This window comes from Methylobacterium durans (genome assembly GCF_003173715.1).
Taxonomy (GTDB): Bacteria; Pseudomonadota; Alphaproteobacteria; order Rhizobiales; family Beijerinckiaceae; genus Methylobacterium; species Methylobacterium durans.
In genome coordinates this window covers 2,884,918-2,911,147 of record NZ_CP029550.1, presented here as the reverse complement: position 1 = coordinate 2,911,147, position 26,230 = coordinate 2,884,918, and the positions used below count along the sequence as shown (strand labels likewise).

Sequence of the window (26,230 nt, the reverse complement as noted above, 5' to 3'; positions counted from 1 at the left end):
CGGTCACGGGCCGCCCACCTGCGTCGCGTGATAGGCGCCGAGCTTCACCATGAGCGGGAAGGGTTTGGCCGGCGGCTCGAAATAGGGCGGCAGGCCGAGGATCGGCGTCACGCGCTCGATCACCTTGCCCGTCACCACGCCCGAATTCCAGGCCGCGGTGGCGTACCCGCCGCTTTCCGGCAGACCCTGCGGCTCGTCCATGAGCGTGACGAAGAGGTATCTCGGCTTGTCCATGGGGGCCGCCGCCATGAAGGTCGTGAACAGCCGGTTCTTCACGTAGCGCCCGTTGATCACCTTCTCGGCCGTGCCGGTCTTACCGCCGACGAAGTAGTAGGGGATCGCCGCCTTCTTGGCCGAACCCTCCACCGCGTTCAGGCGCATGATGAAGCGCATCGCTTCGCTGGTCTCGGGCTTGAGCACGCGCGTCGCCTTGCCCATCGCCTCCTCCGGCGTGGTCTTCAGGAAGGTCGGCGTCATCAGGAAGCCGCCGTTCGAGATCGCGGCGACGGCCGCCGAGGCCTGCAGCGGGGCCACCGCGAGGCCGTGGCCGAAGGCGATCGTGATCGTGTTGATCTCGGTCCAGCGCGGCGGGATGATCGGCGCGGCGCTCTCCGGAAGCTCTGTCCTGAGCCGGTCGAGCAGGCCCATCTTCTTCAGGAAGGCCTTGTGGCCTGGCACGCCGACGCCGAGCGCCATCTTGGCCGAGCCGATGTTGGAGGAGTGCGTGAACACCTCCGGCATCGTGATGACCCGGTTGGTGCCGTGGTATTCGTGGATTTTCTGGCGGCCCCAGTTCAGCACGCCGCCGCGGGTGTCGAACGTCGAGTTGACGTTGTACTTGCCGGATTCGAGCGCCATGGCGAGCGTCATCGCCTTGAAGGTCGAGCCCATCTCGTAGACGCCGACATTCATGCGGTTGATACGGTCGTCGGTGAGCGCGTCGACCGGGTTGTTCGGGTCGAAATCCGGCATCGAGACGAGGGCGATGACCTCACCCGTCGTCACGTCCATGATCATCGAGGCGCCGGCCTTGGCCCGGAAATGCTCGATGCCCTTGGCGAGCTCGTCGCGCACCGCGAATTGGGCGCGCAAGTCGATCGAGAGTTGAACCGGCTTCAGGTCAGTCTGCTTCTCGATGAGGCCGAACTCGTTGAGCGCCTTGTTGCCCTGGTTGTCGATGTACTTCTCGATGCCGGCGATACCGACGTTGTCGAGGTTCGTTACGCCCAGGATGTGGGCGGCGGCGGTGCCGTTCGGATAGACACGCTTGTGATCGGGCAGGAAGCCGATGCCGGGAATGCCGAGCCGGTGCACCTCGGCCTGCTGCTTCGGGGTCAGCTCGCGCTTCACCCAGACGAAGCCCACGCCCTTCTTGCCGGGCTTCGGCGTCAGCTTGGCGCGCAGTTCCGTGGCGTTGAGGTCGGGCAGGACGGCGGTGAGAAGCTCCACCGCCTCGTCCTTGTCGTAGATGTTGCCGGGCTCGGCGAAGACCGAGACGGTGCGGATGTCGGTGGCGAGCACCTCGCCGTTGCGGTCGATGATATCGGGGCGGATCGCCGTCGTCGCGGCGGCCGCGACCCTGTGCTCCTGGCTCGGCGGGTCGCCGAAAGCCGCCATCATCAGGAGGCGCACGCTGATCGCGCCAAACACGCCCGCGAAGGCGAGGCCGACGAGACCGACACGGGTGTAGGATCGCTCGATCGCGAGGCGGAACATGGCCCGTACGAGCCGCATCGCGGGGCCGCCGCGCGGCGCCTCGGGCGGCGGGGCAGCCTGCGCGCCGGCCTCGTCCATCGGCCCCTCCCAGGCGGCCCCCTGCCCCGATTCCGCCTCCTGCGCCGGCGCAGCCGCGTCGGGCGCGAAATCGTCGGATGCGAGATGCGGGTTCGTGCCGTCCTCGCCGCCGTGAGGCGCGCCGCGGCCGGGATGAGCGTCTTCGGACACGGGAACTACCTCGAAGCCGTCGTGGGTGCGGTGGTGGCAGCGGCCTTGGGCGTGTGGGTCGTCGCCGGCCGGGTCGTGGTCGTGACGGTGCGAGTAATGGAGCCCGTCGTGCGCGGCTCGGCGGCAGCGGAGGACGGCTTCTCCTTCGGCGTCGCGGTGGCGGCGAGCAGCCGGCCGATCTCGTCGCCGCGCTCCGGTCGGGCCGGAAGGTCGGAGAGGCGCGCGAGGTGCTCGGTGCCGATCGGCTCCAGCGCGATGTGCTTCTCCACCGCCGCCTGGAGGCGGTCCGGCCGGGTCAGGAGCTGCCACTCGGCCCGCAGCACGGCGATGGCCTGCCGCTCCTTGTGAAGCTGGCTCTTCAGCTTCGAGACCTGGCCCGCGAGGTTCAGGGTCTCGTACTTCGTCGAGTAGGCGTAGATCGCCGAGGCCACGAGTCCGAGGACGGCGAGCACGTTGAGGAGACGGATCACCGGCGCGGCCCTCCGCGAGTGGCGCTCGCCGGCAGGCTCGCCAGCATCTCGATCGCCGCGAGCGGCTCCGGCACCGGCGCATCCGTGCGCTCGCCCGCGCGCAACTTCGCCGAGCGGGCGCGGGGATTGGCCGCCATCTCGGCTTCGCTCGGCAGGATCGGACCCTTGATGACGGGCTCGAAGCTCTTCGGCACGGGACGCTCGACGCTCGGCACGTGCCGCGAGGCCTGCACCGCCCGGCCGCTGCGGGCGGAGAAGAACTGCTTCACGATGCGGTCCTCCAGCGAGTGGAAGGTCACCACCGCGAGGCGGCCGCCGGGCCGGAGCGCGCGCTCGGCCGCGTGCAACGCGCGCACCAGCTCGCCGAGCTCGTCGTTCACGGCGATGCGCAGGCCCTGGAAGGTGCGGGTGGCCGGGTGGATGCCGCTTGCCGGGTCAGCCCGCACCACGCCGGCCACGAGGTCGGCGAGGTCGGCCGTCGTCTCGATCGGGCCGCGGCGGCGGCGCTCGATGATGGCGCGGGCGACCGCGCGGGCGCGGCGCTCCTCACCGTAATGGAACAGGATGTCGGCGAGGTCAGCCTCTTCCGCCCCGTTCACGAGGTCGGCCGCGCTCTCGCCCGCGCGCTCCATCCGCATGTCGAGGGGGCCGTCCTGCCGAAACGAGAAGCCGCGATCGGCCTGATCGAGCTGCATCGAGGAGACGCCGATGTCGAGCACCACCCGGTCGGCCCCAACCTCGCCGAGGTCGCGCAGGATCGCGTCGAGATCGCCGAAGCGGCCGGGCACGAGGCGCAACCGCCCGCCGGCCTCGGCGACGAGCCCCTGGCCGCCCGTGATGGCATTGGGATCGCGGTCGATCGCGACGACGCGCTCCTGCAGCTGGGCGGCGAGGAGGGCCCGGGTGTAGCCGCCGGCGCCGAAGGTGCCGTCGACCGAGAGCCCGGCGCGCGTGAGGTCGAGGGCCTCCAGCACGGGTCCGAGCAGCACCGGCACGTGCGGAGCGGCGGGACCGCCCCGGCCCTCGGCCGAGCCCTGCCCCTTGGCTGGGCGCCTCATCGCGGCCTCGCGCGCTGAGGCGGAATCCTGACGGCTTCGTCCGGAGAGGGTTCTTGCATGGCTGCCTACAGCGTCCGCAGCCCGCCGCGATGCGGGCCGGATCGTCGGGGCGTTGCCGGTGGCACGAACGCGGACGCGCGCACGGTTGAGCGTGCGACGAACGCGTGGCGCGTCCGCCGATCCGAGATACGCCGTTGACGGGATGTTGGCGGGTATCATGGGCCTCTGAGGATCGTCAACGCATGCAACCGCAGGATCGCAGGCGCCGATCAGACCTCAGCAAGGTTAACCGAGGGTAAGGAAGCTGCGGAAAATGGGGCCGAGCGGCGGATCAGCCGGCCTGTAAGCCGGGTTCTGTAGGGCGAAGGCCGGCCGCGAAGCCGGCCCGCACGTGGCGGCCATTCCTCTGGGACGGTCGTTGCCGACCGCCTCAAGCAACCAACCCGGGCGACCGGCCTGGAGAGTGGGCCTGCCTCCCCTCGCGGGGGGCGCGTCGCCCCTATTCGGTTTTGCTCCCGGTGGGGTTTGCCGTGCCGTCCGCGTTGCCGCGTCCGCGGTGCGCTCTTACCGCACCCTTTCACCCTGACCCTGCATGCAGGGCGGTCTGCTTTCTGTGGCACTGTCCCTGGGGTCGCCCCCGCCGGACGTTATCCGGCACCGTCTCTCCATGGAGCCCGGACTTTCCTCCCCGGACCGTGAGGTCCGGAGCGGCCGCCCGGCCGGCTGATCCGGGCGGGGATGTGCGCCGGAGCGCGAGCCCGGTCAAGGGCGCCAGCTCCGCCCGCTCGTCTGCCCAGGGGACGGGCATGCCCGGAATTTCACCCCACGGTTGTGGCTGATACGGAGCCATCCTAGCTTCCCGGACGAGGGCCCCGAGCCTTCGGCCGGAGACCCGCCGCACGCGCATCATCGCGACGAGGAGGCGAGCATGGCGATGCAGGACACGACCTGGACACTCGAATCCGTCCAGCAGCTCACCGAGATGGCGCGCGAGCGCATCCCAGTCTCGGTGATGAGCCTCAAACTCAAGCGGCCGATCGAGGCCGTGACGGCCAAGCTCGCCGAGCTCGGCATCACGCCCGCCGCCGAGACCGGAATGGGCTGACAGAGGCCGCGGCGAGGCGCCCGCGCGGGGCCTCGCCGCGAATGGCTACCACGTGCCCGTGTTCTCCATCGAGGCCCAGGGTTCCTGCGGCGGCTTCGAACCGCCCTTCTGCAAAATCTCGATGGAGATGCCGTCGGGTGACTTCACGAAGGCCATGTGGCCGTCCCGCGGAGGCCGGTTGATCGTGACGCCCCGGTCCTTCAGCCGCTGGCAGAAGGCGTAGATGTCCTCGACCTGATAGGCGAGGTGGCCGAAATTGCGTCCGCCCGTGTACGCCTCCGGGTCCCAATTGTAGGTCAGTTCGACGAGGGGCGATCTCGACGCCTCCGCCCGCTCGACGTCGCCGGGAGCCGCGAGGAAGACGAGGGTGAAGCGGCCCTTCTCGTTCTCGACGCGGCGCACCTCGTGCAAGCCGAACGCGTCCACGTAGAAGGCGAGCGCGCGGTCGAGATCCGCCACCCGGACCATCGTGTGCAGATACTCCATCAGGCAGCTATCCCTTTGTTTTGCGAGGGCTTTTCTTCAGCCCTGAGCAGAAAATGACAAGATCGGCTTTGCACGGCGATCGCCTGCAGCAGCCGCTCGATCGCCGCCGTAGCTAGAGCCTGGTAGTCCGGCGAGTAGGCCGCATAGATCTCGGTGATCGCAAACCCCTGCACCCGATGGCCAAGCTGTCCGGATACCTCCTCGAAGGGGACGCGCTCCTTGCGCATCCATCGTGCGACCGTATGCCTCGGGCTGTAAAGGTTCACCCGCCCATCGAGCCCAGCGCGCGTCCGGCTCTCGCCCAGCGCGGTGTAGTACCGGTTTACTGGCTTACCCCGGAAGCTGACCACAAAGTCTGATTCGCGACCGAGCTGCCGCAGATATGCGATCAGCGACGGTGGCATCTTCACGACCGGTCGGTGCTTCGTCGTCTGCTCTCGGTCCTCATGGTTCAGGTGCAGGAGTGCATCCTCGAAGTCGACTTGCGTCCAGCGCAGCTCCTTCACCGCCTCCGGCCGACTTCCCGTGGCGAGGCAAATGAACAGGAGCGTGTGGAAGTGAGGAGCTGAGGCGTCGAGCCAACCCGCACACTCATCGACGGAGAGCGGACGGCCCTTGGGCGCGACCTTCGTCACCTTCAGGCTCGGCACGTAGATCTGGCGAGAAATCTCGCTGCGTCGCCACGCTCGGTTCAGCGCGGCGCGGCCTGCCGAGAGGATCGCGTTGATGGAGGACGGGCTGAGGTCCCTCCGCTTGAGATCGTCGATGAAGCGTTCGATCCGAGGGATGCGTGTTGCGGCCCAGACGCTCTCCTCGCCATAAAACCGCGTCCAGTGACCGACCGCGGACTTCAGCCATTTGCGAGCGGGCACGTGCTGCCCGTGTTGCGCGTAGTAGGCGTGAACGACCTCCGAGACCGGAACTCGCGTGACGTCCTGGCTGTCGGGGTTGTCCTCGGCGAGGTAGTGAGCCTTGAGCGCCTTCTTCGCTAGCTCGAGGTCGTCAGTCCCGGTCGACTTGCGCCTGACCTGTCGGCCCTCCAGCCTGCAGTAGGCTGGGCTGTTGGGTCGTACGTCGAGCCAGAACTTGCCGGCTGCATGCTCACGCTTGGTGTATCGGCCCACCGGACCCTCCTGCCTCCTGTGCCAGATCCGCCCTCCCCCATCTCAAGGGCTTGGAGCAGCATCGTCCGGTGGGGCCTGGGGAGAAGGCGGTGGGGCGTTGTCACCCCACAAAAGCATCGAGTTTTCACCGAAGATGATGAAGTCGCACAGCATCAGGCCGAGGTAAGCGACGGATCCGTCGCCACACGCGACATAAGGAATTTTATTGGTCCGCCGTTTGCGCTTGAGCGTGGAGGTGTCGGCGCTTCCTTCTGGACGTTCGTCAGAAGGCAGGAGCAGCCGCGCAGCCTCGCGCTCTGGATATTGCTGGTAGAGCTTGATGCCGTATGTCCGCCCCACCTCAATTCTGATACGCATCAGCTCTTCATGAGACATGCCTTTGGGATTGACCATCATGCTCACCTCATATTGTTGGATTGAATTTTGAGTTCTGATCTTGGATGCCGTTTGGTCAGCCGAGTTCAGCGAGCCGAAGCCAAGCGTGAGCGTTCTCGCTCCTCTAGGAGCAAGGTTCGGATCCGTTGTGCTTTGTGTGGGCTGCTCGCCTGAGTGCTTGGCTGGTCTCAGGCACGTCCAGAAGGGGCCGAATTCGACGGTTTGGCGAATTCCAGGCCCCGTCGGCTACTCTCTGCTGGATCTAACCCATTGATAGGCCAAGGCATCTCTTGGCCTATCGCTAGTCCTCGCTGCCCTCGGAAGAGGAGGTAGTATCGTTAATATCCGTATTCTCGAACAGTTGGCTCAGGTCGGTTTGACCCACTGGGTCCTTCGGTCGGACGACGCCAAGCTCCGCAAGATGCACCCCAAACTCTTCGTCGAACTCTTCCTCGGTTACCTTCGGAGGTCCTGAGAATTTTGGCTTTCGCCCACGTTTTTCTCGATTGGCGCCCGGCCAGTTGATTGCAAGCCGCAGGCTCTCGTGCCCGATCCCATGCTGAAGCCACGCGATCAGCGCGAGCGCTTCGTCAGGGAAGTTGGCGGGGTCCCCCTCCGCCAGATCCTCGTCCTGCTTAGGAGCCGTGTTCTCGTAATTGAGTGCGATGGGCGCCTTGAAAGGGTAGAAGCTGATATGGCGCAGGCTGTCGTCGACGGGTTTGTCGTCGAACAGCTTCTTGGTCATCACCTGATGCTGGAGGGGCCAGCGTCCCGTGAACCGCCTCTCGCCAACTTCTTTGCCGGTCAGCCACCTTTCGACGTCATCTCGGCTATGGCCATTCAGATCGATCAGCACGTGCATGTGGAGCAACACGGCGTACTGCAGTCCCGGAAACTCATCTTTCGGCAGTTCCTCGTTACGGGCGATCCGCTCGCGTGCCTCATCGAGTAGCCGCATCTTGGCGCCCTGCTTCAGGCGCCGCCGTTGCGTCTCGAACGACACCGGCCCCTCAGAATTGCGTGGCTTCGATGGCTTTCGCTCTTGTGAGGCGAGGATCCGCAACGTCTTCGACTTCGTCGTGTGGTGGTGGGTGCCACCGATCGAATGGCGCAGGTCGACCAGCTCCAACTCGAACTGGCCAATGAGTGAGAGACCCGGTAGATCCTTATTCAGACGGTAGAGCCGGCTACGCTCACGCTTCAGTACCTTGCGAATCGAACTTAGATACTTGAGCCGCTCTGGGAACCTCGTTTTGGTAATTCCGCAAAAAGCGCGCGAGATGTTTTGCAAATCCTGCGCGATGCGATAGATGTCTTTGTAGTCAAGTTTCTGCGCCCTCCTGAGCTGAAACATGAATTCGTTGGGTCGGTCCTTGTCGCGCCAGGAGACAAACTCCGAAGGAGGATCCTTTAGCCAGCTGCGTCGAGATTTGAATTGATCATGCGCCAACGCAATTACGTCATTCAAGGCTACGAGGCGGCGGGCATCGGCATATAGGTTGTCGGCGCTGTAAAACGTCCGGTCCCGGTTCCCGCCCAATACCCAGTCTTCGATCAGCTCCAAGCTTAGGTGGCGCTTGTCGAGGAACTGACACAGCGCGCTACGACGATCTGACTGCCAGCGCCTCAGGTGAGAAAGCAGCTCACGATGGTCGCGGCGGACCGTCGATGCCGAGAAGTTGGCACCAAAGTCACGATCAAGGTCGGGATCGGGAATTACAATGTCGTTCAGGATCGTCACATGGAGGAGAAAAGGTCTCGCTTGCTCAAGATCCGTACCGTAGCGCTTCGTGAGCTGCGTCCGCGTATCAGCAAGGAGACGCGCACCAAAGCGGCGTCGGCAGGGCGTGCACCAGTAGGATCCGCAGGCGAATGCACCTGGCGTGCCGCATCGTTGAATCAGCCTGGCGATCGACTCGACCTGGTTGATGTGGAAATCCTCACAAATCGCGAGACTTTCCCGTATCTCCTCGTAGGTGACCGCAATCTGGCGCATGTCCGGCGTTGCAGCGCCCAAAGCGGCCTCATAGCGCCGTTCCGCCTCTGCAACTTGCTCGACCGCCGCACGATGATCAGGATCGTTCTCGACCCACGAGTCGAAGGCAGCGACGACACGCTTCTTCCGCGACGGCTTGCGTCGACGAGGTTCGCCTGCCGTCGCTGCCTCGGCAGCACGGGCTTCGGACAGTTCGCCGAGGCCGAATTTATCTTTCCGGCAAACGCCCGTCGTTACGCGGACTGTGCCGGTTTCGATAGGCTTTACCGTTTCTGCTGCCTCAGCCGGCGGCTCGTACCCGATTGCCGCGTACAGGTCCGCCTCAACATCCTCGATCGTCAGAGAATGCGTCAGGACCTCGACGCTGTGTTCACGACTGCGATCGACCTCGGAGCACGCCCTCGCTGGGATTGCAGCTGTGGCATGCTCCTCGGCGCTCTTGGGAGCACCCGAGACATCGAACGCTGGCTCAGGCGTGATAAGATCACAAGTTTGAGAAGCACAAGGCCAATCTTTGAGCAAGCGGGTTTTTGCGGGAGGTATCCTCATAACTCATCCAAGCGCGAATACGTTTCTGAAGAGCGGACCAATGATCCGCTCCTGCCAGAAGGATCTACCCAACAGCTCAACGCTTAAGTTTTGGGCGCCCCAAGCTCCCGATGAGCTTGGACGATTTCCTTGAAAAACAATGCATTGGAGCTGAGAGATCTACCAACAGATTCCGGATCCTCGTATTCGATTAGATTGAAATACTGCTGTGTCTCTATTTGTCTTGATTCCCAACTAATGCTGAATTGAGTTTCTACGCTTACGATCATCAGATGAGCATGATCCTGGTGGATTTCCTTAAGATAATCTTCAAGACCTTCCTCAGAGGCCATAGAGAAGACCATAACCATTTCGATCTCAGGGTCTATCTCGATCAATGTCGCAATCTCAATGAGAGACGCGGCTATATGTACTTTGTCGAACAGTTTGCGAAGAAATCGCAGTTGTGGGGCTACCGGCACTTCCTCCACGAGCAGGGCCACAGAGCGGACCTCCCTCGGAGACCGAGCGGCAGCGGCTTCAAGAAATAATTCCTCGAATGTTTGTTTTGGCATGATCATCTCCGTGAGAGCCACAGAGATATCCGCCAGGAGGAGGCGCTTCAATCCGCGCAAAAAGGTAAGCCTTGCTTACCGAACTTACGGTAATAACAATAGGAAATGACTATAAACAACAAATACCGGTTTCCCCGTTGACGCACTGACGCCCATCTTTTCTCAAACTACCAAATGGCGCAACATGCGTACTTCATAATTACCTACTGCGCAACCCTGCGACTGCATGTCTCAGGTGCTAAACTAATAGATGAGCCCCAAATGCGCTCATTTACATCCTATTGCACTTTTGATTGTTCGGTGTGGGAAGCAGCTATCCCTCGTTGAATTTGATTGGAGTCGAGTCGATGGACACACCCGCTTGCACCTTCTTTAACGGGTGGCGAGAGGGTCGCCCGAGCGGCGGGCTCTGGGACGGGTCGGGTACGGGGATCAGTGATTTACGCTCGTTGCTGACCACAGGCGGCTTCGGAGCGACACCGCGCCTGCTGCGCAGCAGGAAATAGTAAAGTTGAGCCAGTTGAACTCTCAACGCGCTAAGCGCAAGATTTTGAACTAACCACTTGAGAAACCTGGTAAAATCACACAACGCCCGCCATGTCCTCGCAGGCAAAACGGATAGCAGTATCGTTAATCCCTCTATTTTCCGACAGATGAGTCATGCGCCTTACTCGGGGCGCTCATTGCGGGCCCTCCGACGAAGATCACACCCAATGCGCTCGCTGTCGGGAATTTAGCGCTGTCATGCTGCCTGGATTGTGAGCTGATTGTACTACCATGATGATGCAGCAACAGTCGCTCGAGTCATCGTCTCAACGGGCTATATCTCAAGCTACACGATGCTGGCTCGACAGAAGTGGGGTCCGCCTGTGTCAGCTATCGGAACGGCGTGTTTGGAGCGGGCTGTTCCGAAGGTTCACGGCCGATGTTGGCCGTTTGCGGCCCGTCCGCTTCGGAGCTTAGATCGTGAGAAAGCGGACGATTGGTGCGGTTCAGCTGAATGCCCCGAACAGACCCGGACCGGACCTCGGGTCTGTTCAAACCGAAGTTCCGACTCCTGACAGCAAGCGGACCTCTTGCAGGTAGGCAGCCACAACGCGCCGGCCTCGAGCTCCTATGTGCGCCGTTGCCGCCCGCACTCACGCCAGTCGTTGGCGCCCTCGGTGACGGGTCAACGCCCCTCTTGCCCCAGCACCAGGCGCAGCGAGCGGGCGAGCTCGTCGCGGCGGTAGGGCTTGTTCAGGACCGGCATCTCACCCTGGGCCATCACCTGACCTTCGTCGAGGTTTGCGACGTAGCCTGACGTGAGCAGGACCTTGATGCCGGGCCGAAGCTTCTGTGCCTCGACCGCCAACTGCGACCCGTTCATGCCGCCGGGCATGACCACGTCGGAGAACAGGATGTCGATACGCTCCACGCCTCGAAGGTGCTCCAGTGCCTCGGCGGCGTTGCGAGCGACGATGACCCGGTAGCGCAACTCCTCCAGGCTCTCGACAGCCATCCTGAGCACCTGCTCGTCGTCCTCCACCAGCAGCACCGTCTCGCCCTCGCCGGCTCGGCGCAGCGGGATCGAACTCGCCGGACCAGCGCCCGTCTCCTCGTCGGCCGGGTCGGTCGAACGCGGAAAGTACAAGCTGACCGTCGTGCCCTTGCCGACTTCCGACTCGATCTGGGTAAAGCCCTTGGCGCTACGCGTGAAGCCGTAGACTTGGCTGAGCCCGAGCCCCGTTCCCTTGCCGACCTCCTTGGTGGTGAAGAACGGCTCGAACACGCGCTGAAGCTTGTCGGGTGGAATGCCGCTGCCGGTGTCGGTCACGGAGACGACCACATAGGGCCCCGGAGGCACGCCCTTGTCGGCGACTGTGGCCGTGCCGAGATGGATGTTTCTGCTGCTCACGGCGATGCGCGCATGCCCGTCGACACCTTCCAGGGCATCGCGCGCGTTCACGATCAGGTTCAGCACCGACGCCTCGAACTGCGCCGGGTCGATGCGAATGGGGTCGAGCGCCGGATCGAGGTTGAAGGCCAGCTCGACGGCCCCACCTGCCGCCCGCTCGGCGAGAGGCTTGAAGTCTAGCAGCAGGCGGTTCGGGTTGAGCGTCTGTGGCCGCAGCATCTGCCGCCGGGAGAAGGCGAGAAGCTGCTGCGTGAGTTGCTCACCGCGCCTTGCGGCACCCATGGCCGCCTCAGCCAAGCGCTTGACGCGGTCGACCTGCTCGGGGCGGCGCAACATCATGTCCAGGCCACCTACGATGACGGTGAGTAGGTTGTTGAAGTCATGGGCAACGCCGCCCGTGAGCTGTCCGATGGCCTCCATCTTCTGGGCCTGACGCAGCGCCTCCTCTGTGACGTGCTGCTCGGTGCGGTCCACCAAGATCCCGGCGATGCGTGCCGGGGCGCCGGACGCGTCGTACTTGACCTGCCCTTTCGCAGCGACCCAGCGCACGGCGCCGTCCCGCCGCGCAATCCGGCACTCCAAGTTGATCTCGCCGGTCTGCGGGACGGCGGAGAATGCCTTCTCGACCGCGGGGCGGTCTTCCTCCACCACGTGGGCGAGAAAGGTATCGCGGGTCCACGACGGTACCGGCTCGGCGTAGCCGAAGATGGCGTCGAAACGAGGGGAGTGGCGGGAGGTTCCGTTCGCGAGATCAAGGTCCCACGAGCCCATGCCGGCCGCATCGAGGGCGAAGGCCAGGGTCTCGCGAGCGGCTTCGACCTCGCGGGTCCGCTCGGCGACTCGCCGCTCCAGGCCCTCGTTGAGGAGGCGCAGGTGCTCCTGAGTGGCTTCCCGCTCGGCCAGGAGGCTACGCGCCTGATATTGGCGTCTGCGCGCCCGCAGCGCCGACGCGGCGGCGCTGGTCAGCGTCTCGGCGTTGATCGGACGCTCCAGCAGGATGACGTTACCGAGCCGCGCGAGGATGCTGGCAGCGCGCTCCGACCGGCGGCCTGTCTGCCGTGTCGCAAGGACGATGAACGGGAAGTCCGACCAGGCGGGCTGCTCGTCGAGCCAGGCGAACAAAGAACGCGTGTCCGCATCCGCGAGCGCTTCCTCGGTGACCAGCGCGGTACCGGCTCCTGCTCGCAGGCACGTCACCCAATCCGCCAGGTCGGGGCAGGACGCGGTCGGGGTGCCGGCGCGGTTGAGCACCTGCTCGATCACGCCCGCATCGCGTCCGCGGGGCGCCAGGATGAGGACGCGACCTTCGTGGTCCGCCGGTCGGTGCATCATGCGCCTCCGCCTGGCTGAGCGCCGCCCGGCAACATCGCGACCTTCCCGCGATAGGACGGAAGACCCGTGAGCACGCCCTCGAAATCATCCAGGGCCTCGCCGACCCGCAGCCCCTGGCCCGAGAACTTCAACTCGCGGATCGTGCGCTCATGCGGGTTGACCCGGCTCTTCACCACCGAGACCGCCGTGCGTACCTCGCCCTTGGCCTCGAAGAACCGGAAGAGCAGGATGCCGTCGCTCAGGTAGCTGAGGTCGATGTCGGTGCGCACGTCCCCGATGACGCCGTGCTGGCCGAGGACCAGCAGCGTCGTGACGCCTTGCTGGTTCAGGTAGTTCAGGAGCTCGTGCATCTGCAGGATGAGGAACTCCTCGCCCGGCATGGCATGCAGGTAGGCGTTGAGGCTGTCGATGGCGACGTGTCCGTCGTCAGATGATTTGAGACGATCTGGGACGCTCAGGAACGGAGGCTCTGGTCCACCTGGGTTGAGAGGTTAGGCAGCCCGCGCGTGGTGGCGCAAGCGGCGGTCGATGAGGGTCTGACGCTTGATCTGCGCCCGCTCGCGCAGGATGCCCTCGCCGCGGCCGAGATAGACGTCAGCGGGGGTGAGATTGCCCAGGCTCTCGTGAGCTCGGACGTGGTTGTAGTGCTCCACGAAGGCGGCAACCCGGGCCTCCAACTCGCCCGGCAGGTAGGCGTGTTCGAGCAGGATGCGGTTCTTGAGCGTCTGGTGCCAGCGCTCGATCTTGCCCTGCGTCTGGGGATGGCGCGGCGCACCGCGGATGTGGGTCATGCCTCGGCTGCCAAGCCATGTCGCCAAGTCACCCGCGACGTAGCTCGATCCGTTGTCGGTCAGCAGCCGCGGGCGATGCGCCACCGGCACCTGATCGAGCCCGGCCGCGGTCAGCGCCAGATCGAGCGTGGCGGTGACGTCGCTGGCCTGCATCGTGGCGCAGAGCTTCCAGGCCACGATGAAGCGCGAGAAGTCGTCCAGCACCGTCGACAGGTAGTACCAGCCCCAGCCGACAACCTTCAGGTAGGTGAAGTCGGTCTGCCAGAGCTGGTTGGGCGCCGTGGTCTTGTCGCGGAACGCGTCGGCGGCCTTGACGACGATGTAAGCGGGGCTGGTGATCAGGTCCTGGGCCTTGAGCAGGCGGTAGACGCTGGCTTCCGAGACGAAGTAGCGCCGCTCGTCGGTGAAGCGCACCGCCAGTTCGCGTGGGCTGAGTTCCGGCTCCTCCAGCGCGAGGGCGACGATCTGCTCGCGGATCTCTGTCGGTAGACGGTTCCAGACCCGGCTGGGCCGGGATGGTCGGTCAGCCAATGCCTCGGGACTGCCTCTCAGGTAGGCGTCGTACCAGCGGTAGAACGTCGATCGGGTGATGCCGAGCTTCTCCAGGGTGCGGCGCACCGGCAGGTGGGATTGCTCAACCAGCCGGATGATCTCCAGCTTCTCAGGGGCTGGGTACCTCATGCCTCGTCGTCCCCAGCCCCGCTCATGCTTTTTTTGAGCAGGCGGTTCTCCAGGAGGAGATCGGCCACAACCTCCTTCAGCGCGCCCGCCTCGCGGCGCAGCTCCTTGACTTCGTCTGCTGTCGCCGCCCGCGCCGTGTCGCCCGCCAGCCGCTTCTTACCGGCTTCCAGGAACTCCTTGGACCAGCCGTAGTACATCGAGCTGGCGATGCCCTCGCGCCGACACAGCTCGGCGATACTGTCCTCGCCGCGCAGGCCCTCCAGCACGATGCGGATCTTCTCCTCGGCCGAGAACTGCCGGCGGGTGGCCCGGCGGATGTCTTTGATCACCGCGTCTGCCGGCTTGCGTGCCAGTCCGGATGTCTGCTTCATCGTCGTGCCTCAGGACTACGATGAACCAGCCATCCTCCGTTCGTGAAGGGCCTCGATGTGTCTCAGGAGCGCTGACGGCGGACAAGGCAGAGCGCTTGCGAGCAGAACTCGCCAACCAACCCGGAGCTGGAGGTAGGAACGGCCGTCAGGTCGCGGAGTAAGCCTCGAACCGGACCGTTTGGTTGCGGGGCAGCTTCTGCGTTAGCTGCCGCTGGTTATCGCTCAGGTGGGCAGCCTAACTCCACTCGCTGCCTTGGCGCATTAGGTGGGGTCCGTTTCGGGCACCGTCATTGGCCGTGAGTTGAGCCCCGGCATCCTTGAAATCGGCTTGGCATTCTGGTCTGCGAGCATGACGCTGATCCCCGGCAACAGGGGACGGCCAGGAAGCGCGGAATGGATCATGGAAGGATCGACACGCAGGTATGAGACTGCTCTTGAGACCGCCGAGCGGCAGGTGGTCGAGGCAGAGCAGCGTCGAGCGCGGCAGATCAAGCTGATTACCGGGCTTGAAGAAGGCGGAGAGGTGCAGGCGCAAGCCCGGCAGGTTCTGGCCGAGATTGACCGGACGCTGGCGATGGCGCTCAGCTATCGGTCGTTCCTCCGCAGCCTTGAGGATTTATGACTGAGCAAAGTGCCCGCTCCGGAGCCAAAGCGGCGCGACGCGCGAACTTGAGGCCCGATCCTGACGTTCCGGATCCGCTGAGCGGCTCCATGTTGACCGATCTGTGCGTGGCCGGATGTGGTTCGACGAGGCAGACAGGGCAAAAGGAAAGCCCCGGCACGAGGCCGGGGCTGCAGGAGCAGGAATTTCGGTGAGGACCAAGGTCACAGGTGCAGGGCGAGCGAAGCTCTACCTTTATCGATTAAGCCACCATCCCGAGCCCGACAACACAGCCCACAAGCGTGACGAGCGACAGCGTAAACCCTAAGGCGGCCTGCATCAGCCCCGGACCACTGGCGCTCACGCGTGCTTCTTCATTGCCGGTCATACCGCTCACCTTGGCTGTGGGATTGGGTCTGCAACGCCGACTGTCGTCATGCAGTTCCAGACACAGGCGGCTCATTTTGGCAGGCGTAGCGGACCCGGGCTCGGCTTTGGCAACATCACGGTTATACAACCGGTCCCGTGGTCGGCAACGCTGCGATCGGCAGCCTCTGCCTTGCGTATCTTATGGCGATATTCAGTGAGTGGGACACCTAGAGCGATGCCCAAGTCAACACCTAAACCATCCATCTATGTGGCTGTGTTTGATTATGACAAAGAAGCTGTGTCGGTTCATGGACCGATGAGTGACGACACTGAGATAGCCAGCCGTGTCTTCGCGGCTCAGAAGAACGGCCGGCAGGTGAATTACTCGTCCTTCCAGACAGACAGCGTGGAGACTGTGACCGCGGAAGCGAGGGCTTTGCAGCCGAGCTTCCGACAGGTCAAACGTGCGGTCTGATCCGCAAAGACACGGGCCATGCGGATGGCTCCGATTGCACGGGACCAGCCGCCCCGGAAAGCGTCCACGACGGTCTATGTTGCGACGCAAGGTACCCGGAACATGGGAATACACCGTGGGTTTCCTGAGCACCTCCCAGTACCCGTCCTCTCGAAGGCAAACTAAAGCGCGACCAGAGCAACTCTGTCGGCAATGTTATCCCGTCTGCAATGAAGCGTGCAGGCATTCCGCAAGCTTCATCCACCAACAGCGGCCTCGCAAAAGCGGGGTCTTACAGCACAAGGGGTCGCACTGTTGGCGAAGCGACGCCGACCCCCGTCAAGCGAGTTGCACCTTCCAATGACTTCGAAGGCTTCGGCTCCTTCTCAGGCTGAGCCAAGGGCCGCCCGGAAAGTATCAGAGATTAAAACTTCCATCGAAGTGGTCGGAGGCTCTCTGGTTCCTTTTCCGTGACGCGCCGCTAGAGCGTTTTCGATTTAGCTGGGTTCATATCCTGCTGCGACAAAGAAGTTGGCGCACTAGTTGGAGCTGAAGGTATCGATGAGACGCCCGATGAAGGATCAGAGTCCCATTGTACGCGCTCGCGTCCGCTACACGCGCGGGCAGAAGTGCTGCCGGGGACGGGCCCGACGATGCAGCCCAGAAGCAGGGTGAACTCCCCTGGAGGGCGATGCCAGCCTGCTGGAAGAGCGATGAGCGGCTGGATCTTGCCCGTGCGATGGGGTAGGTAGCTCGCGAGGTTGATGACCGGTTCGTAATAACGTTTCAGGACCCGGGGGCGGTACCCGGCGCCTCCACCATGAGCACAACGCGGTGTGCTTCTGTTGGGGGCGAAATAGGTTCGACTGGACGGTAAAAGGACCGCGAGTTCTATCTCGCTTCGGCGAGAGACGATGCGACTTTCGGTAAGGACTCGACCGGCCTGACGCAGGACACCCCTGGTTCAGGCACCTGGCCAAAACTCTAAATGCCAACGATAACGTTGTCATGGATGCCCGCCTCGCGGCGTAAGCATCTTGCGGTAGGGTAACCGTAGAAACAGAACCCGGAGCTTCGGCTCCGGGACCCACCCTTCTTCCAGTCTCGGCATGTCTTCGGAGGCTGCTCTTTGCCCGCGAGGGCTGATTGCCACATTGCGGTAGGCGCCGGGTTGGCTCAAGCTACCGTTATGACGGAAACTCTGACGACTGCAGCCCTGTGCGGACTCAAGCTCATCGGCGACGCGGAGGTGGAGGCGGCCGTCGACGCCTTCCTGGCGGATCCGATGACCCCGCCGTTCGTGTTCAAGGAAGGCTACCGGCTTAGTCTCAGCAAAGCGGTTCGAAGGCATCCCGGTGCCAACGACCTCGTGAACCGCAATGCCGGCCCTTCCTTGACACGCCCCTTCGTGCGCGCGGCGATCCTGCAGGCCCGCCCAGCGAGAGGTTAGGCGCACGCGTCTGGTCGCTGAACGCGGCCGCCTACTCCTCCCGGCAACAACCGAGCGGCTAAGGTCAGGCAAGTAGTGCGAGGCACGGCGCCGAGGCTGTGAAACGCGCCGGTCGCACCACCATCAATTAACCCGGCGCTTCCTGGGCTGGCCCTTATGCTGGCGTGTGTGATCCCCCCGGCGGCAGCTCCATCAGCTTTCCACGTCCGCCAAGCACCGTGGCGGACTATGACACCGGATTCCGAGCGCATCTAAGGCACCTTCGATTGCCGCGGCTTGCGATGCATCTGTGAGAACCCAGGGGATGCTCTGTCGATGATGCACGGACCACATCTCAGGTGACATAACCGCAGATCACTGAGCAAATCGGCCATTTACAAAGGGCCGTCGCGCTCAGTCACACCGTGTGCTGAGGGTTCGGTTGTCAAAATTTCGTAAATGTGCTAGAAGCCAAAAATCGATTTTTGGCCAGATATCGGCTGCAGCGCTCGTCTTGAGTGCGCACTCTGCATTTCTCCCTTATTTCGACGACGACCGGCCGAACGCGTGCTTGCATGCGTCTGTCATACCCTATCGCCTATTAATCTACGGGAATACTAATGCCTACCGGTACTGTTAAGTGGTTCAACGAGACTAAGGGCTTCGGCTTCATCCAGCCAGACAATGGTGGTTCAGACGCCTTCGTTCACATCTCGGCGGTTGAGCGCGCGGGCATGCGCAATCTCGTTGAGGGCCAGAAGGTCTCCTATGAACTGGAGACTGATAAGCGCAGCGGGAAGCAGTCTGCGACAAACCTGCAGTCGGCCTGAAGGCCAACCGACAGTGGATTTCAGCGAAGCCGTTCCGCCTGGGACGGCTTCGCTTGTTTAAACCACCAGCGGTCTGTCCAGGCATGGATGGATCGCAGGCGAGCCAACTCGGGAAAATATCCGTTTGCTGCACGCCTTCGCGGCGCTGCCAATGCGCGGCAGGAAGCGATCGATCGATGTCGATCGAGGCCGACGGCGGAGGGCTTTGAGGTTGTCGCAATGCATGCGGCGCTTTGAGGTGTACCTGACGCCTGGGAGGCGCCGTCCGCCAGGGATGAGGCGTTGCGCCATGCTCCGGAGGCTGAGCGCTCGAGGGAAGCCGAGTTCGAGCAGGGGCATGAGGCTGAGGAACTCGCCGACAATGCATCTGAGAAGATTGAGCGAATGGCCGCGAACATCACAGACTAAAATCTCGTGCGCCATCCGCACCATGCTGCTCACAGAACGAAAGCTTCGAAGTAGGCCATGAACCAAGACGTCTATCCCACCTGGATCGTTGAGGCGAACCAGACTGCCTACATCGTGCACGTGAGCTTCCTGGATGAGGAGGTGTCGGCCATCCCATTGGCAGCTTTCTATGCAGCTCTGACGGAGACGCCGGAGCGGGCTGTGGCGCTGGTTCGCCAGGCCGTAAAGCCAGGCGCTGCTGTGGCCCTGACTGATGCTAGGCTGTCTCAGAATACTGCACAGGCTATTGGCATGATTCCAGACGTCGCAATGGCGCTGTGATGATGCTCACAGCTGTACTCGGTATTACGCAATAATTATTATAAAGCTAATAAACACTTCTGCTGATCCGAGGAGCCCGTTGGTGGCAAAGTTTGCAGGATACATCCCGACCATTTTGGAGCCTCTCGTTGATCGCCAGAATCGCTGGACGCAGGATGGCGGTGACGCTTGGGTCAATCACGAAGAAGTACGCCAAGCACAGGATGAGAAGACGGCTCTCCTGAAGGCTCTGCGGCTCGCGAAGGAAGCTGCTGAGACTGCAGCTCCCGCTGAGACCGCTCTGTTGCCGAAGTCCAAGTCAAAACAGAAACAAAATCACGGCTGATCAAGAGGTTTGGAGTCAGAGAATGGCCAGCAGTCACAGTAAAGAACGGAAGCAGGCCGACGCTGAATTCGCAAAGACGCAGAGCCTTTCCAGGCTGGATGCGGCGAAAGCATCGGTCATCAGCCCGATGGATGAGAAGAATGCGCGTCTGAAGGCAGCCCGGCTCGCAAGGGATGCTGCGGACGGCAAGCCGAAGGGCAAGGGGAAACGCTAAGCCGCAGGTGCTCTACGGCGGGAAGCCGTGCCAGGATGTCGCTGAGGCTCGGCCGGAGAGCACCGCCGACAGTGGGCAGGCTCCTTGTCAGACAGGCCGGGATACGCCTGAGCTGTTAAGAGCCGCAGTGGCCCAAACCTTCCAGGATGCCTCCCGCGGCTGGTTCGGTCTGGCTCAGAGCCATACAGGTACTTGCCGAGGAGCGATCTGAGCTGCGCAGTCACTCCAGCAAGCGCATCGTGCAGGAACAATCCCGGTCTCGCTCGTTGTGTTTGAACGCATTAGGGTTATCTCCTGCTGTTGTGTCTCAGTTATGCAAGACCATTGGCGCATTTCCATTGCAATTTCTAATACCCATCCCAAATCTGTAAAAAACCAGCACCGAAACTTATGTGTAATGGACCATGAATATATTCGACGAGCTAACTCGCCCAGCGGCTCTACTTCTGCTTTTCGTCGGCAAAATTGATGTTTGCGCTTTGGCGCCAGTAGAAATCGAGATCCACGCATGCACACAGATAAGGTGACCGGGACATCGGTGACCCACGATGGCCGGTACCGGATCCTGGTCGAGAGCATCGTCGATTACGCAATCTATATGCTGGACCCGCAGGGCCGGGTGACGAGCTGGAACCGGGGCGCGCAGCGCTTCAAGGGCTACACGGAAGACGAGATCATCGGTCAGCACTTCTCCCGGTTCTACACTGACGAGGATCGTGCCTCAGGTCTGCCCGCCCGCGCTCTCCAGATCGCTGCCACAGAGGGCCGCTTCGAGCAGGAAGGCTGGCGGGTCCGCAAGGACGGCACGCTGATGTGGGCCCATGTCGTCATCGATCCGATCCGGAGCGACAACGGTACGCTCCTCGGCTACGCCAAGATCACCCGTGACTTGACTGAGCGGCAGACCTCCCGGGCGGCGCTGCGCCAGAGCGAGCAGCACTTCCGCCTGCTCGTCCAGGGCGTGCAGGACTACGCAATCTATATGCTGGACCCGCAGGGCCGGGTGACGAGCTGGAACCGGGGCGCGCAGCGCTTCAAGGGCTACGCGGAAGACGAGATCATCGGCGAGCACTTCTCCCGGTTCTACACGGAAGAGGATCGCGCCTCGGGGCTGCCCGCCCGCGCTCTCCAGATCGCGGCGAGCGAAGGCCGCTTCGAACGGGAGGGCTGGCGGGTCCGCAAGGACGGCACGCAGTTCTGGGCGCACGTCGTCATCGATCCGATCCGGGGCGAGCACGGCGAGCTGGTCGGCTTTGCCAAGATCACGCGCGATGTCACCGAGCGGCGGAACGCCCAGCAGGCGCTCGAAGAGACCCGGGTCCGCTTTATCCAGTCTCAGAAGTTGGAGGCCATCGGGCAGCTCACCGGAGGCGTGGCGCACGACTTCAACAACCTGCTCGCCGTCGTGCTCGGCAACTTGAACCTTGCGCGCAAGCGTCTGCCGCCGGATCGCAAGCTCGTGCAGCTCATTGAGAACTCGATCCAGGCAGCCGAGCGGGGTGCGACGCTGACCAAGCGCATGCTGGCGTTCGCACGGCGGCAGGAGCTCACAACCGGGCCCGTCGACGTGCCGGAGCTCGTGCGCGGTATGGCCGAGCTGCTACAGCGCTCGATCGGCTCCACCATTCCCGTCAGCACGCAGTTTCCTCTTCAACTCCCACTGGCTTTTGCAGACGCCAATCAGCTGGAGCTGGCGCTTCTTAACCTGACGGTGAACGCCCGGGATGCCATGCCGGAGGGTGGCGCGATCACGATCGCCGCCCGCGAGGCGAAAGCGGGGACTGACGAGATCGCCGGCCTCGCACCAGGCAGCTACATCGTCCTGTCTGTGACGGATACCGGCGAGGGTATGGACGAACAAACGCTGGCGCGGGCGGCGGAGCCCTTCTTTACGACCAAGGGCATCGGCAAGGGTACCGGCCTCGGCCTCTCCATGGTCCACGGCTTTGCAGAACAATCCCGAGGCCATCTATTCCTCAAGAGTGTGAAAGGTCAGGGGACAACTGCCGAGCTGTGGCTACCCGTAGTTGAGGCGGGCCGCCTCGTGGAGAAGATCCCAGAGTTCAGCTCCTCGGTGCCAACCTCTCAGCCACTCAAAGTGCTGGTTGTGGACGATGATCCGCTCGTCCTGATGAACACGTCGGCGATGCTGGAAGACCTCGGACACGAGGTGCTGGAAGCTACCTCGGGCGAGCAGGCCCTGCGCGTCCTTCGTCGTTCAGAGCACATCGATCTCGTCATCACGGATCAGATGATGCCGGGCATGACCGGCATGCAGCTGATCGAGCTGATCAGGGCCGAGCAAGCCACGGTGCCGGTGATCCTCGCCAGCGGCTATTCGGAGCTCCCTGAGGAGGGGCTCGCCGACCTCGTGCGCCTGGGCAAGCCGTTCAAGCAGGCCGACCTCGCCCGTGCGCTCCTGCAGAGCCTCCGGCAGGAGGGCCAAGTCCTGCCGTTCCGGCCGAAGCACGGGGGAGGCTAAGCTGCGCGGGGCGGAGAGGCTTGCTGGACGTTCGGGAGCTGCTGGCGAGCACCAGAAGCGTTGATTTCTGAACGTCAAAGCGCGTCCACGCGGCTGCTGCCTGGATCTGCGTCGAGGGCGACGGCGTGAGAGCAAGGCGGCGAACGCTGCATAACGCCCAATCGGCGCATGCCCTTTCATGGCCTTGCGCGAATTTTCCGCGAGCTCTGCATGCAAAAGAAAAGCCCCGGCGGTGCCAGGGCTCGGAAGGTGCTGCCCGCCGCGGTGTGCCACAGCGTACCTGCTTCAGGCGCATAGATGGATCGGTATTCTCAGCGCCGTACAGATCCCGGTGCGCTGGATCGCTGCGGTCCCACTGACTTAAGTCTGCCTCGTTGAGCGCCTGCGCTTCCTCTTGCCTATCGCACGACGAAGAATGTGCGAGAGCGCCTCGACCGAGTAGGGCTTCTGCAGGAGCTCGAAGCCGTCCGGACCCTCCTTAGCCAGCACGTGACTGTAGCCACTCGTCAGCACAACCGGCAGACCGGGGTATAGGCGCCGGATCTCTCGGGCAAGCTGAACGCCATCCATGCCTGGCATCACCACGTCCGAGAACACTGCGTCGAACATCGCTGCATCGGCGCCAAGCGCCTTCAGCGCCTCAGGAGCGTTGTGGGCCCAGGTTGTGACATATCCAAGATCCTCCAAGATCTGTGTTGCGAACCGGCCCACCTCCAGGTTGTCCTCAACCACGAGCACGCGCTGTCCTGAGCCGCCCGTCGATGGACCGAGTTCGTCCTCGGCTTCTTGGGTGATCTCAGCCTCGACCTCGGGCAGGTAGAGCGTGAACGTGGTGCCCTGACCGAGCCTGCTCGTGACATCCACATCGCCTCCCGATTGCTTGGCAAAGCCAAACACCTGCGACAAACCCAAGCCTGTGCCGCGGCCGATCTCCTTTGTCGTGAAGAAGGGCTCGAAGATGCGGCTGATCCGGCTCGGCTCGATGCCGGAGCCTGTGTCGGTCAGCGACACCGCCGCAAAGGGCCCGGACGCACCTGAGTGGTGGCGAATAGGCGGCATCCCATCGCAGCAGGAAAGGTGCAGGGTCAGCGTGCCCTCACCCTCCATCGCGTCTCGGGCGTTCACCGCCATGTTGACGAGGGCTGTCTCAAACTGGCTCAGGTCCGCCCGCACGTAGCAGGGAGTGTCTGGCACCTCTGTCACGATGTGGATGCGCGCGCCCATGAGCGGATCGAGCATCTCGGCCACAGCACGCAGACACGTGCTGACCTCGAACACCTCCGGCTGCAGAGCCTGCCTGCGGGCGAAGGCGAGAAGCTGACTCGTCAGCTTGGCGGCCCGCTCAACCGTATCCGAGACCGCATCCATGTAGCGCTTGCGACGCTCCTCCGGCAGGTTCGGTCGCCGGAGGAACTCCACCGATGAGCGGATGATGGTCAGGAGGTTGTTGAAATCGTGGGCCACGCCGCCCGTGAGCTGGCCCACCGCCTCGAGCTTCTGCGACTGCCGCAGCGCTTCTTCCGCTCTGGCGAGAGCCTCTGCCTGCTCGCGATGGGAGGTGACGTCCCGCCCGTTCGCGTAGACCTTCCCGTCCTCGAAAGCGCCGGTCCACGCGAACCAGCGGTAGCTGCCGTCCTTGTGCCGCACCCGGATTTCGTGAGGCTCCGTCAGGGGCTTCTCAGCGATGCTGGTACGGAGGGTAACCAGGTCCTCTGCCTCGAGAGGATGGGCAAACTCGGCGAAGCTCCTGCCGACGAGTTCCTGCTCCTGCCAGCCGAGGAGCCTCGTCCAGGCCGCGTTCACGGTTTGGAGCCTGCCGTCGGCGGTGACGATGACGAGCAGATCCTGCGACAGGCGCCAAGCCCGGTCACGCTCGGCAGCGCTGACGCCCACGCGCTGCTGGGCATCGAGGTGAAAGGCGATCAGGTCAGCGAACGCCTTGAACATGCCGATGGTGCCAGGCGTGTTCAGGCGAGCCGGCTGCGGATCAATGGCGCAAAGCGTGCCCCAGACCGTGCCGTCCGGCAGCACGATGGGCATCGAGATGTAGCTCTGGAACCCATACAGCGCCGAAGTCGGATGACCGCAGTAGGCCTCGTCTTCAGCGACGTGGTCGATGACGACAGCTGCTCCGTAACGCCGGACCTCGCGGCAGATCGTCGTTTCGACCTCTAGCTCACCCCCAGGTGGCAACCCGAATGCGATCCCGTCACGCACTTGGCAGGCAACCCAGCGATCGTCCGTCACACGAGCAACCGCAGCGAAGCCCATGCCTGTCGCCCGGCAGACGGTCTCCAAGATCGTCGGCACCACCTTGATGCTCTCGATGACTGCAAGGTCGGCTTGGAAGTCGTGACCTACGTGGAGATCAGGCGCAGGCCTATTCATCGGCTGATGCGGTCTGGGAGGCCGCAAGGTTGGGGCGAGCTGCAGCTCGATCGCGCTCCATCAGAAGACGGACGGCAGCCCGGACCATCTCGCTCACGGAGGCATATTCACCTCCGGCGATCTGGGTCTCGACGTACTCGGCGAGGGGGCCGGTGAGTGCGATGTGACGGGAGTGCTTTGCAGCCATCCCGAAGCTTAGCACCTCCCTACAAGGGTGTTGCAACCGAAACACCCGCTACACTGCTCTGCGTGAGCAAGCGCCAGGCCTGCGGAACACGATCTGCCCGCTAGAGCATGCCCCAACGGACAGGCCGAGGCATGTGCCACCGGCATGATCGTTCCAGCAGGGTTTAATACCAATCGGCATTGGTCATAACCGATATGCCCAGTCGCGCAGGCCGATGGACATGATCTTCCAAGGCTGGTCGATGAAGCGGCTCCAAGCCTCGCAGCAGCGATCGACGATGTCGTCGTAGGAGTCAAAGATCCGGTCGCCGAGCCAGTTGTCGCGCAAAAGCTGCCAAACGTTCTCAACCGGGTTGAGTTCCGGCGCGCAGGGCGGCCGCGGCAGCAGGGTGATGTTGGCGGGCACGACGAGGGCGTGGGCGCTGTGCCAGCCCGCGCCGTCCAGCATCAGCACGGCGTGGGCGCCGGGATCGACGCTGCGGCTGATCTCAGCCAGATGCAGGCTCATCGCCTCGCTGTCGCAGCCGGGCAGGACGAGGCCGGCGCCCTTGCCCTTTTCCGGGCACATCGCCCCGAAGATGTAGGCGTAGGCCGTGCGCTGATCCTTGAGGGCCGAGGGGCGGCTGCCACGACGGGCGCAAGCGGCGCGGCAAGGTATTCTTCTGGCCGACGCGGGCCTCGTCCTGCCACCACAGCTCGATGGCTGTTCCAGGCGGCAAGCCCGCGCGGATCGCGCTCACGGTGGCGGGCAGGCTGTTTTGAACGCCGCCAAGGCGGCCGGGTCCTGCTCATGGTGGCGTGGGCGGGCCGACAGCTTGCGAAACCCCATCTGCTTGAGCGTGCGGCCGAGCGTGCTCTCGTCCAGGCTGATCCCGAAGCTGGCATAGACCCAGGCGGCCAAGTCCTTCAGCCGCCAGCGCACCATGCCATCCCGCTCCGGATCCGGCCCTTCCTCGATGACCTGCGCCAGTGCCTGCCGCTGGGCCGCGCCCAGCTTGGGTGGGTTGCCCGGCGCCTTGCGGTCGATCAACCCCGCTGGGCCTTGCGCGTTGAAGGCGAGCACGAGAGCCGCGCACCGTCTGCAGGCCCACCGCCCCGGTCCGGGCCGCGTCCCTGCGGCTGCCGCCCTCGTAGATCGTCGCCAGCGCCAACAGCCGACGGCTCTGGCCGGCATCCCGGCTCACCCGGGCCAGCCGCCGCAGATCATCGGCGCTGAAGTCCTCGCGCAGCGGCACAGCAGCGGACATGGCAAACCCTCTCGGTCCGCCTCATCGAAACACAGCTGCCGCCCTTGGAAAACCCCGTGAGTCCCCATCACCGCCGACCAGTATAAGACACCGGGCAACCTGAGGCTGGGCATTCAGTAGAGCAGGGCCTCGATGGGGCTGGAACGCTCGGCTTGGGCAAGACCTATCCGAACAGCATGCTGAGGGCAGAAGCCTGCGGCAAATTTCCTCCGCCGAGCTATCGCTGGAGCTACCCGAGCTTTG

At 63.5% G+C, this 26,230-nt stretch carries 22 protein-coding genes, 2 other RNA genes and 1 pseudogene; 10 read left to right on the top strand and 15 right to left on the bottom strand.

Annotated elements, in window-relative coordinates:
- Window positions 1-3: 3 nt before the first annotated feature.
- The 4 genes from DK389_RS13325 to rnpB form a co-directional block, all read right to left on the bottom strand.
- Window positions 4-1,794: a peptidoglycan D,D-transpeptidase FtsI family protein gene (locus DK389_RS13325; RefSeq protein WP_109896363.1), complete on the bottom strand. Its 1,791-nt coding sequence runs from the start codon at window positions 1,792-1,794 to the stop codon at window positions 4-6.
- Window positions 1,795-1,949: 155 nt separating this feature from the next.
- Entirely contained in the window at window positions 1,950-2,414 is a 465-nt protein-coding gene (gene ftsL, locus DK389_RS13320; protein ID WP_109890213.1) for a cell division protein FtsL, read from the bottom strand.
- Complete coding sequence (gene rsmH, locus DK389_RS13315; protein WP_109890211.1) at window positions 2,411-3,472, bottom strand: 16S rRNA (cytosine(1402)-N(4))-methyltransferase RsmH; 1,062 nt, start codon at window positions 3,470-3,472, stop codon at window positions 2,411-2,413. The genes ftsL and rsmH overlap by 4 nt, the downstream gene beginning before the upstream one ends.
- Window positions 3,473-3,799: 327 nt before the next feature.
- Window positions 3,800-4,199, bottom strand: an RNA gene (gene rnpB / locus DK389_RS13310) — RNase P RNA component class A.
- A 201-nt stretch (window positions 4,200-4,400) separates the two neighbouring features.
- Between rnpB and DK389_RS32355 the strand changes: the two genes are divergently transcribed.
- The gene (locus DK389_RS32355; protein ID WP_162560404.1) at window positions 4,401-4,577 is read left to right on the top strand and encodes a hypothetical protein; all 177 of its coding nucleotides are present in this window, start codon (window positions 4,401-4,403) and stop codon (window positions 4,575-4,577) included.
- Window positions 4,578-4,622: 45 nt separating this feature from the next.
- Here the strand turns inward: DK389_RS32355 and DK389_RS13305 are convergent, their stop codons facing one another.
- From DK389_RS13305 to DK389_RS13275, 8 genes are all read right to left on the bottom strand, one after another.
- Window positions 4,623-5,063 (bottom strand): VOC family protein, encoded by a 441-nt coding sequence (locus tag DK389_RS13305; protein ID WP_109890209.1) that lies wholly within the window; start codon window positions 5,061-5,063, stop codon window positions 4,623-4,625.
- On the bottom strand, window positions 5,063-6,187 hold the full coding sequence (locus DK389_RS13300; RefSeq protein ID WP_162560638.1) for a site-specific integrase: 1,125 nt from the start codon (window positions 6,185-6,187) through the stop codon (window positions 5,063-5,065). Before DK389_RS13300 ends, DK389_RS13305 begins: the two co-directional genes overlap by 1 nt.
- 42 nt (window positions 6,188-6,229) lie before the next feature.
- Window positions 6,230-6,583 carry a hypothetical protein gene (locus tag DK389_RS32350; RefSeq protein WP_162560637.1) on the bottom strand — a complete coding sequence of 118 codons (354 nt, stop codon included), beginning with the start codon at window positions 6,581-6,583 and terminating at the stop codon, window positions 6,230-6,232.
- Between the two features lie 280 nt (window positions 6,584-6,863).
- On the bottom strand, window positions 6,864-9,107 hold the full coding sequence (locus tag DK389_RS13295; protein ID WP_162560636.1) for a hypothetical protein: 2,244 nt from the start codon (window positions 9,105-9,107) through the stop codon (window positions 6,864-6,866).
- Window positions 9,108-9,190: 83 nt separating this feature from the next.
- On the bottom strand, window positions 9,191-9,682 hold the full coding sequence (locus DK389_RS32345; RefSeq protein ID WP_162560635.1) for a hypothetical protein: 492 nt from the start codon (window positions 9,680-9,682) through the stop codon (window positions 9,191-9,193).
- A gap of 1,150 nt (window positions 9,683-10,832) precedes the next feature.
- On the bottom strand, window positions 10,833-12,887 hold the full coding sequence (locus DK389_RS13285; protein WP_109890201.1) for an ATP-binding protein: 2,055 nt from the start codon (window positions 12,885-12,887) through the stop codon (window positions 10,833-10,835).
- Window positions 12,887-13,348 (bottom strand): ATPase domain-containing protein, encoded by a 462-nt coding sequence (locus DK389_RS13280; protein WP_418292060.1) that lies wholly within the window; start codon window positions 13,346-13,348, stop codon window positions 12,887-12,889. Before DK389_RS13280 ends, DK389_RS13285 begins: the two co-directional genes overlap by 1 nt.
- Window positions 13,349-13,381: 33 nt before the next feature.
- A protein-coding gene (locus DK389_RS13275) for an IS3 family transposase (RefSeq protein ID WP_236960848.1) occupies window positions 13,382-14,733 on the bottom strand; the annotation gives its coding sequence in 2 pieces (ribosomal slippage) (window positions 13,382-14,395 and window positions 14,398-14,733; 1,350 coding nt in all).
- A gap of 349 nt (window positions 14,734-15,082) precedes the next feature.
- Between DK389_RS13275 and DK389_RS13270 the strand changes: the two genes are divergently transcribed.
- From DK389_RS13270 to DK389_RS13245, 9 genes are all read left to right on the top strand, one after another.
- Window positions 15,083-15,355: a RidA family protein gene (locus tag DK389_RS13270; protein WP_162560634.1), complete on the top strand. Its 273-nt coding sequence runs from the start codon at window positions 15,083-15,085 to the stop codon at window positions 15,353-15,355.
- Between the two features lie 583 nt (window positions 15,356-15,938).
- The gene (locus DK389_RS32340) at window positions 15,939-16,178 is read left to right on the top strand and encodes a hypothetical protein (protein ID WP_162560633.1); all 240 of its coding nucleotides are present in this window, start codon (window positions 15,939-15,941) and stop codon (window positions 16,176-16,178) included.
- Between the two features lie 748 nt (window positions 16,179-16,926).
- Window positions 16,927-17,042: a transfer-messenger RNA gene (ssrA, locus tag DK389_RS35870) on the top strand.
- Between the two features lie 304 nt (window positions 17,043-17,346).
- Entirely contained in the window at window positions 17,347-17,607 is a 261-nt protein-coding gene (locus DK389_RS13260; protein WP_109890195.1) for a hypothetical protein, read from the top strand.
- 599 nt (window positions 17,608-18,206) lie between these two features.
- The gene (locus DK389_RS13255) at window positions 18,207-18,416 is read left to right on the top strand and encodes a cold-shock protein (protein WP_109890193.1); all 210 of its coding nucleotides are present in this window, start codon (window positions 18,207-18,209) and stop codon (window positions 18,414-18,416) included.
- Window positions 18,417-18,881: 465 nt separating this feature from the next.
- Window positions 18,882-19,145 carry a hypothetical protein gene (locus DK389_RS13250; RefSeq protein ID WP_236960846.1) on the top strand — a complete coding sequence of 88 codons (264 nt, stop codon included), beginning with the start codon at window positions 18,882-18,884 and terminating at the stop codon, window positions 19,143-19,145.
- Window positions 19,146-19,227: 82 nt separating this feature from the next.
- A complete protein-coding gene (locus tag DK389_RS32335) occupies window positions 19,228-19,470 on the top strand; it encodes a hypothetical protein (RefSeq protein WP_162560632.1) in 243 nt (80 codons plus the stop codon).
- 22 nt (window positions 19,471-19,492) lie between these two features.
- A complete protein-coding gene (locus tag DK389_RS32330) occupies window positions 19,493-19,684 on the top strand; it encodes a hypothetical protein (protein WP_162560631.1) in 192 nt (63 codons plus the stop codon).
- Between the two features lie 508 nt (window positions 19,685-20,192).
- Window positions 20,193-22,166: a hybrid sensor histidine kinase/response regulator gene (locus DK389_RS13245; RefSeq protein ID WP_109890191.1), complete on the top strand. Its 1,974-nt coding sequence runs from the start codon at window positions 20,193-20,195 to the stop codon at window positions 22,164-22,166.
- A 360-nt stretch (window positions 22,167-22,526) separates the two neighbouring features.
- On the opposite strand, the gene DK389_RS13240 is transcribed toward DK389_RS13245, so the two are convergent.
- From DK389_RS13240 to DK389_RS13230, 3 genes and pseudogenes are all read right to left on the bottom strand, one after another.
- On the bottom strand, window positions 22,527-24,554 hold the full coding sequence (locus DK389_RS13240) for an ATP-binding protein (RefSeq protein ID WP_109890189.1): 2,028 nt from the start codon (window positions 24,552-24,554) through the stop codon (window positions 22,527-22,529).
- Window positions 24,547-24,741, bottom strand: coding sequence for a ribbon-helix-helix domain-containing protein (locus DK389_RS13235; protein WP_109890187.1), 195 nt, complete (start codon window positions 24,739-24,741; stop codon window positions 24,547-24,549). The genes DK389_RS13240 and DK389_RS13235 overlap by 8 nt, the downstream gene beginning before the upstream one ends.
- A gap of 183 nt (window positions 24,742-24,924) precedes the next feature.
- A pseudogene (locus tag DK389_RS13230) lies at window positions 24,925-25,987 on the bottom strand (IS630 family transposase).
- Window positions 25,988-26,230: the final 243 nt, after the last annotated feature.